The sequence below is a fragment of the Cupriavidus sp. FW305-26 genome (assembly GCF_058787975.1).
This window is the reverse complement of the sequence record NZ_JBYTAH010000122.1, coordinates 1-11,921: the sequence shown is the minus strand read 5'-3', so window position 1 is coordinate 11,921 and position 11,921 is coordinate 1. Positions and strand designations below refer to the sequence as shown.

Sequence of the window (11,921 nt, the reverse complement as noted above, 5' to 3'; positions counted from 1 at the left end):
CCCCTGGCTTTGACAGCCAGCTGCTGCGCGCCCCGCCCAACCGCTTCGACCTGGCCCTGCTGCCGATCATCCTGGCCGTGATCGTGATGATCGCGTTCACCGCGCAGCAGATGAACGCCCCGTTCCAGCCCGACCAGCAGCTGGCGGTGCACCTGGACGTGGCCTACCTGCCCTATTACCTGATGCGCACCAGCATCCGCATGCTGGCGGCGCTGGCGGCGTCGCTGCTGTTCTCGCTGGCGTTTGCCGCGCTGGCGTCAAAGAGCCGCACGGCGGAGAAGGTGCTGGTGCCGGCGCTGGACATCCTGCAGTCGATACCCGTGCTGGGCTTCCTGTCGATCACCGTGACCGGCTTTATCGCCCTCTTTCCCGGCAATATCGCAGGGGTCGAGTGCGCGGCGATCTTCGCCATCTTCACCTCGCAGGCGTGGAACATGGCGTTCAGCCTGTACCAGTCGTTCCGCACCATCCCGGGCGATTTGATGGAAGCGGCGGCCATGTTCCGGCTGTCGCCGTGGCAGCGCTTCTGGCGGCTGGAAGTGCCGTTCGCCATGCCGGGGCTGCTGTGGAACATGATGATGTCGATGTCCGGCGGCTGGTTCTTCGTGGTGGCGTCCGAGGCGATCTCGGTATCCGGCCACGACATCCGCCTGCCTGGGATCGGCTCCTATATCGCGCTGGCGATCCAGCAGCAGGACCTGGCCGCGATCGGCTGGGCCATCCTGGCGATGCTGGCGGGCATCCTGCTGTACGACCAGCTGCTGTTCCGCCCGCTGGTGGCATGGGCCGACCGCTTCCGCTTCGAGACCCTGGCGCAGGACAAGCTGCCGCAGTCGTGGCTGCTGGACCTGCTGCGCCGCTCGGCGTGGGTGGGTGCAGTGCTGGCGCAGACGGCGGCGCTGGCCGGGCGCACGCTGGCGTGGGGCGCGCGCCGCGGGCAGGCCCCGGCGCAGCCGGACAATCCGCGGCGCGCGCTTTGGTTCGGCCGCGTGCGCGACGCCGTGATCGTGCTGGTGGCATTGGCCGCGTTGCTGCGCGTGGGCTACTTCGTGCACAGCGAGGTGGGCTGGGCCGAAGTCGGCCATGTGCTGTGGCTCGGCACGATCACGATGGTGCGCGTGGTGGTGCTGATCGCGCTGGCGGCGCTGGTGTGGGTGCCGATCGGCATCCGCATCGGCCTGAGCCCGGAACTGGCGCGCATTGCCCAGCCGATCGCGCAGTTCCTGGCCGCCTTCCCGGCCAACCTGATGTTCCCGCTGGCGGTGATGCTGATCGTGCGCTTCGGGCTGAACCCGGAGATCTGGCTGAGCCCGCTGCTGATCTTCGGCACGCAGTGGTACATCCTGTTCAACGTGGTCGCGGGGACGTCGGGCATTCCCACCGAACTGAAACTCGCCGCGCGCAATTTCGGCCTGCGTGGCTGGCTGCTGTGGAAGCGCTTCCTGATCCCCGCGGTGTTCCCGAGCCTGCTGACCGGGCTGGTGACCGCCGCCGGCGGCTCGTGGAACGCGAGCATCGTGTCCGAGTACGTGACCTGGGGCGACCGCACCATCGTCGCCACCGGGCTCGGCAGCTACATCGCCGAGACCACCGCGCGCGGCGACTTCCCGCGCATTGCGCTGGGCATAGTCGTGATGGCGCTGTTCGTGGTCGGCTTCAACCGGCTGCTGTGGAACCGCCTGTATCAACTCGCGCAAGAGCGCACCCGCTTGTAAGGCAACGATGGCAGAGAACATTGCATCCACCGCCGCCCCCGCCGTGATCGAGCTGCGCGGCGTCGGCAAGATCTTCCGCACCGCCAGCCAGAGCGACCGTGCCGTGCTCGAAGGCGTGGACCTGACGCTGCGCGAGGGCGAGATCGTCGCCATGCTGGGCAAGTCCGGCTCGGGCAAGTCCACGCTGTTGCGCATCATGGCCGGGCTGGTCGGCGCCGACCGCGGCGAGGTGGACTTTCGCGGCGAACGGCTGGCCGGCACCGCAAAGGGCATCGCCATGGTGTTCCAGTCGTTCGCGCTGTTCCCGTGGCTGACGGTGCAGCAGAACGTTGAGCTGGGGCTCGAGGCCCAGGGCGTGCCCAGGGCCGAGCGCGAGCGCCGCGCCGAGGCCGCGATCGACATGATCGGGCTGGCCGGCTTCAACAGCGCACTGCCGCGCGAGCTGTCGGGCGGCATGCGCCAGCGCGTGGGCATTGCGCGCGCGCTGGTGACCGAGCCGGACCTGCTGCTGATGGATGAAGCATTCTCGGCCCTGGACGTGCTGACCGGCGAGACCCTGCGCGACGAGATGCTGGCGCTGTGGGAAAGCGGCCGTGCCAATATCAGGAGCATCCTGATCGTCTCGCACAATATCGAAGAGGCAGTGATGATGGCCGACCGCATCGTGATCCTGTCGAGCGACCCGGGCCGCATCCGCGCCGAGGTGCCAGTGGCGCTGCCGCGTCCGCGCAACCGCGACAGCGCGCAGGTGCGCGCGCTGGTCGACGAGATCTACGCGCTGATGACCGCCCCCGCCGCGGAAGCGCGCCTGCCCGCGCAAGCGCCCGCGCGCCAGATCGCCTACCGGCTGCCGGACGCCGACATCAGCCAGATGGAAGCGATCCTCGACCTGCTGTGCGAGGCACCCTTCAACTGCCGCGCCGACCTGCCCCACCTGGCCGACGAAGCCGGCCTCACCGACGACGAACTGCTGCCTGCGTGCGAAGCGCTGCAGCTGGTGCAACTGGTGTCGATCGAGCGCGGCGACATCGCCGCCACCGGGGCCGGCCGCGCCTGGTACGCCGCCGGGCCGCAGCAACGCAAGGTGATGTTCGGCCAGCAGTTGCTGGGCAACGTCGCACTGGCCGCGCATATCCGCCGCGAACTGGTGGCCAGCGAGGCCGGCGAGATCCGCGAAGAACAGGTGCTGCACGAACTGGAGCAGTTCCTGAAGCCCGCCGAGGCCGAGCGCGTGCTCAGCGTGGCGATCGGCTGGGGGCGCTACGGCGAGATCTACGAGTACCGCTACAACAGCGGCATGCTGACACTGCCCGAGGAAGAGCTGCCCGAGGCGCCGTAAGCCACCAGGCTCAGACGCGCGCCCGTATGGCGCGCCCGATGGCCCCCGTGCGCAGCGCGATCTTGGCCGCATCCTCGCGCAACGCGCGCAGGCGGCGATCCAGCACCGCATTGGCCGGACGGCCGGTGGAGCTGGCGGTGGGACCAGCCTCATGGCTGGATTCGCCGGCGGCGGCCGCGTGCACCAGCACGTCGGTGCGGCGCTTGTCGGCCGAATCGGCCAGGCGGGCGCGGCGTTCGGCGACGGCATCCTCGGCGGCCTCGGCGACTTCGACGCTGACGGTGGCCGCCACTGGTTCGGCATCGGCGACAGCTTCAGCGGGAGTTTCCTCCGCCTTGTCCGCGGCGGCAGGCGCTGCCTCCTTGCGTTCCAACGGCGTTTTCCCGCTGCGGATAAAGCCCGCGCCACGGCCGCCGCCCCGCTCATCGGCATGCAGCCGCTCGCTGGCCACCTGCAGGCTGTGGCTGGCGGCCTCGGTGGCCTGCTCGATCGCGGCTTCCGCGGCCGGGATATCGAGCTCGTCATAGTGCTGGCGCACCTGGATGCGCGCCGCCGCCACGTGCGCGGCCACCAGGTAGTTCTGCACGATAAAGCGGTTCAGGTTGTCCACCGCGCGGTGCCGGCTCTTGGGCTCGTCCAGCATGCGCTGGAACGACGAGATCAGCGCCGACAGGTTGTCCATAAACTGCTTGCGCTGCACGCGGTAGGCAAAGTCATCCTTGGTCCTACGCAGCAGCAGGTCGCGCGTGGCGCCGATATAGCGGCGGTTGGCCTGCAGCACGCCCTCCACCAGCTTGGGGATGGCGCGGTATTCCCAGCTCGGCAGCACAAAGCTGAACAGCGAGGCGATGATGCCGCCGATCACGGTATCCACCAGCCGCTCGCCCGCCACCGTGGGACTTCCCGGCATCAGCAGGTGGATCTGGATCAGCACCTGGATGCAGGCGGCAATCGCGGTGTAGCGGTACTTGATGGTCACGAACGCGGCGCTGGCCACCAGCGACAGGAACAGCACGCCCAGCAGGATCAGCGGCTGGTGCACCACCTTCAGGATCGCGACCGCGACCACGCAGCCAATCAGCGTGCCGATCAGGCGGTCGTTGTAGCGCTGCTTGGTCATGCTGAAGTTGGGCTTCAGGATGACGATGATGGTCAGCAGGATCCAGTAGCTGTGCGACACATAGGGCAGGTGCTCGGCAATCCACAGCCCCAGCGACACCGCCATCGAGATCCGCAGCGAGAAGCGGAACGCCGGCGAACTCCACTTCAGGTTGTCGCGCAGCACGCTGAACTCATACTTCTGGCGCGTCAGGAACGGCGTCATGTCCGAGCCGGGCAGCACCCTGGCCGGCTCCACCGGCGTGCGCGACGCTTCGTGCAGCTGGCCGACCAGCGTGATCGCGCCGCGCATCATGTCGAGCGTATCGACCAGCGCCGTCATCGCCGCCGGGTTGATATGGTGGTGGCGAAATTGCTCGACCTCGGCCTCGACCGCGCGCAGGCCCTGGCGATATTCCACCGTGGCGTACGAGGCGCGGCCGCGCGTGATCTCGTAGGCGATCTCTTCCACGTCCTTGCACATCTGCAGCACCAGCCCGCGCAGATGGTCCAGCACCGGCGTGCCGGCAAAGGTCTGGCGCAGCAGCGGATAGTCGGTGTTGGTCGACAGGATATACTCGTACAGGTCGAGCATGCGCAGGTGCACCTGCACCAGCAGCCCGTCGTGCGGAGTGCGGTTGCCGCGCAGCACCAGGTCGCGCGCGGCCTGCTGGCGCTCGGCCACCACGATCTGCTGGCGCACCAGCTGGTTGAACTGGGCCTCGTAGTCGTTGCCGGCGTCGTAGAAGCCGGCCTTGATCTCGAGATAGCCGGCCAGCTCATACAACGATTCGGCCAGCACCTGCTGCTTGGTGCGGCGCTCGGTGATCCAGCTCACCAGCATCGCATAGCCGAGATAAGCGACCGCGCCGATGCTGAACAGCGCCGCGTGCTCCAGCGCGCGCCGCACCAGGAAGTCTTCGTTGATGGTCAGCGTCATCACGAACAGCGCCGCGAACTGCAGCGGCAGCGTCTTGTTGCCGTACACCGTCATCATGCCGGCCAGGAACGTCACCAGCACCAGCAGGAACGGCATCACGCGCGGGAACGGCGTGGCCAGCGCCACCACCAGCGTGACCACGCTGCACAGCAGCACGCTGGCCATCATCTCGTTGAACTTGTGGTTCAGCGGGCTGGGCAGGTCCATCAGGCTGGTGCACAGCGCCCCCATCGACACCACCATCGCGGTGGGCAGGTCGCTGAAGTGCAGCGCGATCAGCGTGGCGCCGATCACCCCGGTGGCCGAGCGCAGCCCCCGGTAGATGTAGTGCGAATACAGGAAGGTGCGGGGATCGTGCGCGTATTGCATGCAGCGGGGGCGATGGCGTGCGGTGGCGGGTGTGGCAGCGGAAAACTAGTTCACTGGCCCAGCCAGCGCGAGCGCGCCGCGTGCCGTCCGCTCTCGAGCTTCACCTTGAACTGCGCCGCCGGCTCGCGTGCCAGCGTCACCGGCAGCACCTGCAGCTCGTCGCGGCGGAAGGCGTGCAGCTCGATGCGGTCGCCGCTACGGTAGCGCGCCAGCAGCTTGTCGATCTGGCCCGGCGCCACGCGCAGGCCGTCAATCGCCACCAGCAGGTCGCCGGCGGACAGGCCGGCGGCCTGCGCGGCGCCGCCGTCGAACACCTGCGCCACGCGCACCCAGCCCTCATCGCTCTTGACCTTGATACCCAGCGCCGCGGTGCGCGCCGGCTTCTGCGCATCGGCCTTGACGCCGAACGTTTTGAACAGCGCCGGCAGCGGCAGCTCGCCGGTGCCTTCGGTCAGCGAGCGCAGCAGCGGCCCCATGCGCAGGCCGGTGACTTCATCGAACAGCGCATGGACCTCGGCCTCGGTCACGCCGCGCTGCACCGCGCCCGGCGCGTAGAAGCCGCGGCCGTAGCGGCGCCACAGCGCGCGCATGACATCGTCCAGCGAGCGTCGCCCGCGGGTCTTGTCGCGAATGGTCAGGTCCAGCGCCAGCGCCACCAGCGAACCCTTGGTGTAGTAGCTGACGATGGCGTTGGGGGCGTTCTCGTCCTGGCGGTAGTACTTGGTCCAGGCATCGAAGGAGCTTTCCGCCACGCTCTGCTTGGTGCGGCCGCTGCCGCGCAGCACGCCGTTCCAGGTCTTGGCCAGCATCTCGATGTACTGCTCGTCGGTGATGCAGCCGGAGCGCACCAGCACCAGGTCGTCGTAGTAACTGGTGAAACCCTCGAACAGCCACAGCAGCGGCGTGTAGGTTTCCTCGGCCAGCCGGTACGGCACGAACGCGGCCGGCTTGATGCGCTTGACGTTCCAGGTGTGAAAATACTCGTGGCTGCACAGCCCGAGGAAGGTGCGGTAGCCCTCGCTGGTATCACTGTCGCCGCGCACCGGCAGGTCATTGCGCGCGCATATCAGCGCGGTGCTGGCACGGTGTTCCAGGCCGCCGTAGCCGTCGCTGGTGACCATCGTCATGAAGACGTAGCGGCGGTTGCTGTCCAGGAACGGCGCCTGCGCGGTCTTGGGCTCGAACAGCCGGATCTGCGCTTCGCAGATCCGCTTCAGGTCGCGGCACACGCGCTCGAGGTCGAGCTGCGGCACGCGCCCGGTGAAGACCACGTCGTGCTGCGCGCCGCAGGCGCGGAAGCTGGCCAGCTGGAAGGTGCCCATCTCGACCGGATGATCGACCAGCTCATCGTAGTCGGCCACCTGGTAGCGGCCGAAGCCGTAGCGCTTCGCGCCTGCGCGGCCGGGCGCTTCGCGCATGGCGGTGGCGACGCGCCAGCCGCGATAGGCCTCGCCGGCGGGCGCATGGATATCGATGGTGCATGGCCGCTCGGCCTGCCCGTCCACGCACAGGAACACCGAGCTGCCGTTGAAGAAGCCGTGGGTGGTGTCCAGGTGCGCCGCGCGCACCGACAGGTCCCAGGCATAGACCTCGTAGCTGAGCGTCAGCGGGCCGTCGGCCAGGCTGACCGGCGCGGCCTGCCAGCGCTGCTTGTCGAGCTTGGTCAGCCTGACCTCGCGCCCGCCCGCATCGGCGCGGATGCGCACGATATTGCGCGCGAAGTCCCGGATCATGTAGCTGCCCGGGATCCAGGCCGGCAGCGAGAAACACTGGCCGGCGGGATCGGGCTCGCTCACGGTGACGGTGACGGCAAACAGGTGCGCTTCAGGCTGAAGCGGGGCGATGGCGTAGCGGATCGGCGTCATGGGCAGGATTGTAACGTCGGCGCCAGGACACGGATGCAGCGCCGACGCGGTGGTGCATCAGGGCGACGGTGCGCGATCAGCCGCGATTCACATCCACCACCACGCGCCCGCGCATGCCGCCTTCCATGATCTTGCGGCCCGCCTCGATCGCATCGCCCAGGCCGATCTCGCGCGTCAGCGCATTGAGCCGGTCCGGCTCCAGGTCGCCGGCCAGGCGCTGCCAGGCCTGCTCGCGCAGCGGCATCGCCGCCATCACACTGTCGATGCCGTGCAAGGTGATGCCGCGCAGGATGAACGGCGCCACCGACCCCGGGAAGTCAAGGCCCTGCGCCAGCCCGCACGCCGTCACCACGCCGCCGTAGCGCACCTGGGCGCAGGCATTGACCAGCGTGTGCGAGCCGACCGAGTCGACCACCGCGGCCCAGCGCTCCTTTTGCAGCGGCTTGCCGGGTACGCCCAGCTCAGCACGGTCGATCACGTCATCGGCGCCCAGCGCCTTCAGGAAATCCGCCTCCCGGGTCTTGCCGGTCGAGGCCACCACCTTGTAGCCAAGCTTGCTCAGCAGCGAGATCGCCACCGTCCCCACCCCACCGGAGGCGCCGGTCACCAGCACCTCGCCATCGCCGGGGCGCACCGGGCCGTCGACGCCGCCGCGCTCCAGCGCCAGCACCGACAGCATCGCGGTATAGCCCGCGGTGCCGATCGCCATGGCCTGGCGCGTGGTGAAGGCGTCGGGCAGGCGCACCAGCCAGTCGCCCTTCAGGCGCGCGCGCTGCGCAAGGCAGCCCCAATGCGTCTCGCCCACGCCGTAGCCGTTGAGCACTACCTTGTCGCCTGCCTTCCAGCGCGGGTGCGCGGATTCCAGCACCGTGCCGGCGCCGTCGATGCCCGCCACCATCGGCCACTTGCGCACCACCGGCGAGCGGCCCGTGATCGCCAGCCCGTCCTTGAAGTTGATGGTGGAGTAGTCGACGGCAACCAGCACGTCGCCGTCGGCGGGCAGCTGCGCGTCGTCGAGCGTGGCGATACTGGCCTGGGTGGCGCCGTCGGCCTGGGTCAGCAGCAATGCCTGGAAGGTCATGGTGTCTCCTTTGTCGCCTGCCGGCGATCGCATGGAATCAGGGAAAAGGCAGAATGCAGAACGGCCGGACAAGTCCGGCCGTCGATCGGGCCGGTACAGGTCCGGCGCGCGCTTATTTCTTGATGCTGGCGAGCTTGCGTTCCAGCGTGGCGACATCCGCCGCGCCGGGAATGCGGGTGCCGTCGGTGAAGAACACCGCCGGAGTGCCGGTCACGTTCATGCTGTGGCCCAATGCCAGGTTTTCTTCCAGCGGGGTCTTGCAGCTGCCGTTGCCGGTCAGCGCCACCTGCTTGAGCATCCAGTCGCGCCAGGCCTTGGTGCGGTCGGACGCGCACCAGACCTGCTTGGCCTTGGTTTCGGAATCCGGCGACAGCACCGGGTACAGGAAGGTGTACACGGTGATGTTGTCCATCTGCTGGAAGGTCTGCTCGATGCGCTTGCAATAGCCGCAGTTGGGGTCGGAGAACACCGCCACCTGGCGGCTGCCATCGCCCTTGGTCCACTTGATCGCGCGCGCCAGCGGCAGGTCCGACCACTTGATGCGGTTGATCTCGGCCAGCCGCTCCTCGGTCAGGTTGGTGCCGGTGCGGGTGTCGATCATCTCGCCGTTCAGGATGTAGCGGCCCGAGGCGTCGGTGTAGACCACCTGCCCGCCGATATTGGCCTCGAACAGGCCCGGCACCGGGGTCTTGCTCACGCTCTTCACTTCAGCACGGCCGCCCACCATCTTCTGCAGCGACTCCTTGATGCGGTCGGTGCCGGGCTCGCCCGCGGCCATGGCATGCAGCGCGAAGCCCGCCGCGGCCAGCCCGCCGGCGATGGCGGTGATCGCGGCGCTCATGGCGGGGCGGCGGCGCAGGAATGGGAACATGTGGACTCCAGAGTATTCGGTAAAGGGATCGGAACGTTGGCGCGGCCGCGGTCAGCCAAGCGCGCGCGCGATCAGGAAGCGCTTGAGCAAGGACTGGCCGCCGACCGCGCGCATGCCGGTGTTGCGCACCACGCGCGCGACGCCGCCCGGCAACGAGAACAACCGGTGCAGTCCGTCGGTGGCCGCGGTCAGCGCAAGCAAATCGGTGGCGCGGGCGCGCTCGTAGCGGCGCAGCAAGCGCAGGTCGCCCTCGCTGCGGAAAGGTTCTTTGTCGGCCATCACGCGGCCAAGTTCCGCGACGTCGCGCAGGCCCAGGTTCATGCCCTGGCCGGCCAGCGGATGCAACACGTGGGCGGCGTCGCCCACCAGCGCCACGTGCGGCTGCACGAACTGGTCGGCACGCTGCAGCACCAGCGGGAAGCCCTGCGCCGGGGTCACGCAGCGCAGCGCGCCGAACTGCGCGCCGACCGCGCCGCTGGCGCCCTGCATCACCGTGGCGGCGAGCGCCTCGGGCGACAGCGCCAGCAGCTCGCGCGCGTGGGCCTCTTCGGCGGCCCAGACCATCGACACATGGTTGTCCGGCAGCGGCAGCAGCGCCAGCACTTCGCCGTTGGCGGGTTCCTCGTCGGCCATCAGCTTTTCGGGCGCGCCCAGGAACCACTGCCACGCGGTTTCCTGGTGCGGGCGCTCGCAGGCGAAATTGGCGACCACGCCCAGCTGGCGGTACTTGCGCGTGCTGACGCCGATGTGGCATTGCTGGCGCAGCCAGGAGCGCGCGCCGTCGGCACCGACCACGCAGGCCGTGCGCAGCTTCTCGCCATTGCCCAGGGTCAGCGTGACGCCGTCAGGATCGCGCTCGAACGCGCTCGCCGTGGCGTCGTGCCAGGTCACCTGGTGCTGGAAGCCCAGCGCTGTGTCGAGCGCTCGACGTGGCTGGATTCGATGATCCACGCCAGCTGCGGCACCGCGGCCGCGTAGGCCGAGAAATGCAGGTCCCCGTCCAGGCTGGGCGAGGTCTCGGCCGCGCTGACATCGCCGAACACGCGCATGTCGCGCACTGGCTGGATCCGCGCCGGGTCCAGCGCCTCCCACACCCGCATGCGCTCCAGCAGCGTCTGCGAGCTGGCCGAGAAGGCGTAGATGCGGCTGTCCCAGTCATCCGGCCCGGCCGCCGTGCGGCCGCTGGCGCGGGGCGGCCTGGGCGCGACCAGCGCCACGTCCATGCCCTGCTGGGCCAGCAGCAGCGCGCAGGACTTGCCGACGATGCCGCCGCCGACGACAGCAACCTGGAAAGCGGAGGAGTTGCGCGCAGACGGGCGCGCGGACGCGTGGGATCGGGTCATGGCTGGATTATAGCCACGTCACTCCTGGCCCCGCCCCACGCCGGCTCAACCCGGCCGATGGCGAGGCCCCCATCCGCTAGAATACGGGTTTTGCAATTTCCCGCCTTCTACCATGAGCCTCCAATGCGGCATCGTCGGCCTGCCCAACGTCGGCAAGTCCACGCTGTTCAATGCCCTGACCAAGGCCGGCATCGCCGCCGAAAACTACCCGTTCTGCACCATCGAACCCAATGTGGGTGTGGTCGAAGTGCCGGATCCGAGGCTCGCCAAGCTGGCGGAGATCGTCAAGCCGGAGCGCGTGCTGCCAGCCACGGTCGAGTTCGTCGATATCGCCGGCCTGGTGGCGGGCGCCTCCAAGGGTGAAGGCCTGGGCAACCAGTTCCTGGCCAATATCCGCGAATGCGACGCCATCACCCACGTGGTGCGCTGCTTCGAGGACGATAACGTGATCCATGTGGCCGGCAGGGTGGACCCGCTGTCGGACATCGAAGTGATCAACACCGAACTCGCGCTGGCCGACCTGGCCACCGTCGAGAAGGCCCTGGCCCGCTACATCAAGCCGGCCCGCGCCGGCGACAAGGAAGCTCAGCGCCTCGTCGCCGTGCTGGAAAAGGCGCAAGCCGTGCTGGACCAGGCCAAGGCCGTGCGCACCCTGGACCTGGCGCCCGAAGAGTGGGAAGCCATCCGGCCGTTCTGCCTGATCACCGCCAAGCCGACCATGTATGTCGCCAACGTGCGTGAAGACGGCTTCGAGAACAACCCGCACCTGGACGCCGTGCGCGAGTACGCCAAGCTGACCAATTCCCCCGTGGTGTCCGTCTGCGCCGCCATCGAAGCCGAGATCGCCGACCTGGACGATGCCGACAAGGCCGAATTCCTGGCCGACCTGGGCATGGAAGAGCCCGGCCTGGACCGTGTGATCCGTGCCGGCTTCAAGCTGCTCGGCCTGCAGACCTACTTCACCGCCGGCGTCAAGGAAGTGCGCGCCTGGACCATCCACGTCGGCGACACCGCCCCCAAGGCAGCCGGCGTGATCCACACCGACTTCGAACGCGGCTTTATCCGCGCGCAGACCATCGCCTATGAAGACTTCATCAGCTTCAAGGGTGAGGCCGGCGCGAAGGAAGCCGGCAAGATGCGGGCGGAAGGCAAGGAGTATGTGGTGAAGGATGGGGATGTGATGAACTTCCTGTTCAACGTCTGACCGCCAGACGTCATGAAAAAGCCACCGCATGCGGTGGCTTTTTTCTTTGAGCCTGGGACATCACTTTCGCCTCACAGCCTCTCCATCCCCTTCCCC

7 protein-coding genes and 1 pseudogene are annotated in these 11,921 nt (G+C 68.4%); 3 read left to right on the top strand and 5 right to left on the bottom strand.

Annotation, left to right across the window (positions count from 1 at the left end):
• The first annotated feature begins 20 nt into the window (after window positions 1-20).
• Both AC3WQZ_RS34560 and AC3WQZ_RS34555 read left to right on the top strand, forming a co-directional pair.
• Window positions 21-1,715: an ABC transporter permease gene (locus tag AC3WQZ_RS34560; RefSeq protein ID WP_492302072.1), complete on the top strand. Its 1,695-nt coding sequence runs from the start codon at window positions 21-23 to the stop codon at window positions 1,713-1,715.
• A 7-nt stretch (window positions 1,716-1,722) separates the two neighbouring features.
• A complete protein-coding gene (locus AC3WQZ_RS34555; RefSeq protein WP_439668296.1) occupies window positions 1,723-3,054 on the top strand; it encodes an ABC transporter ATP-binding protein in 1,332 nt (443 codons plus the stop codon).
• A 10-nt stretch (window positions 3,055-3,064) separates the two neighbouring features.
• Here the strand turns inward: AC3WQZ_RS34555 and AC3WQZ_RS34550 are convergent, their stop codons facing one another.
• The 5 genes and pseudogenes from AC3WQZ_RS34550 to AC3WQZ_RS34530 all read right to left on the bottom strand — a co-directional run bounded on the left by AC3WQZ_RS34550 (window position 3,065) and on the right by AC3WQZ_RS34530 (window position 10,621).
• A complete protein-coding gene (locus AC3WQZ_RS34550; RefSeq protein ID WP_439668298.1) occupies window positions 3,065-5,461 on the bottom strand; it encodes an FUSC family protein in 2,397 nt (798 codons plus the stop codon).
• Window positions 5,462-5,511: 50 nt separating this feature from the next.
• Entirely contained in the window at window positions 5,512-7,326 is a 1,815-nt protein-coding gene (locus AC3WQZ_RS34545; RefSeq protein ID WP_010809892.1) for a M61 family metallopeptidase, read from the bottom strand.
• 76 nt (window positions 7,327-7,402) lie between these two features.
• Window positions 7,403-8,407 carry an acrylyl-CoA reductase (NADPH) gene (gene acuI, locus AC3WQZ_RS34540; protein ID WP_010809891.1) on the bottom strand — a complete coding sequence of 335 codons (1,005 nt, stop codon included), beginning with the start codon at window positions 8,405-8,407 and terminating at the stop codon, window positions 7,403-7,405.
• A 112-nt stretch (window positions 8,408-8,519) separates the two neighbouring features.
• Window positions 8,520-9,278 carry a DsbC family protein gene (locus AC3WQZ_RS34535; protein WP_011616111.1) on the bottom strand — a complete coding sequence of 253 codons (759 nt, stop codon included), beginning with the start codon at window positions 9,276-9,278 and terminating at the stop codon, window positions 8,520-8,522.
• Between the two features lie 51 nt (window positions 9,279-9,329).
• Window positions 9,330-10,621, bottom strand: a pseudogene (locus AC3WQZ_RS34530) (UbiH/UbiF family hydroxylase).
• A 112-nt stretch (window positions 10,622-10,733) separates the two neighbouring features.
• Between AC3WQZ_RS34530 and ychF the strand changes: the two are divergent.
• The gene (gene ychF / locus AC3WQZ_RS34525) at window positions 10,734-11,825 is read left to right on the top strand and encodes a redox-regulated ATPase YchF (RefSeq protein ID WP_492302070.1); all 1,092 of its coding nucleotides are present in this window, start codon (window positions 10,734-10,736) and stop codon (window positions 11,823-11,825) included.
• The last annotated feature ends 96 nt before the right edge of the window (window positions 11,826-11,921 follow it).

What these genes read in the sequence shown, in the direction of transcription:
- AC3WQZ_RS34555 (WP_439668296.1), top strand. Translation starts at nt 1,723, where the DNA reads ATGGCAGAGAACATTGCATCCACCGCCGCCCCCGCCGTGATCGAGCTG.
- acuI (WP_010809891.1), bottom strand. Translation starts at nt 8,407, where the DNA reads ATGACCTTCCAGGCATTGCTGCTGACCCAGGCCGACGGCGCCACCCAG.
- ychF (WP_492302070.1), top strand. Translation starts at nt 10,734, where the DNA reads ATGAGCCTCCAATGCGGCATCGTCGGCCTGCCCAACGTCGGCAAGTCC.
- AC3WQZ_RS34535 (WP_011616111.1), bottom strand. Translation starts at nt 9,278, where the DNA reads ATGTTCCCATTCCTGCGCCGCCGCCCCGCCATGAGCGCCGCGATCACC.
- AC3WQZ_RS34550 (WP_439668298.1), bottom strand. Translation starts at nt 5,461, where the DNA reads ATGCAATACGCGCACGATCCCCGCACCTTCCTGTATTCGCACTACATC.
- AC3WQZ_RS34545 (WP_010809892.1), bottom strand. Translation starts at nt 7,326, where the DNA reads ATGACGCCGATCCGCTACGCCATCGCCCCGCTTCAGCCTGAAGCGCAC.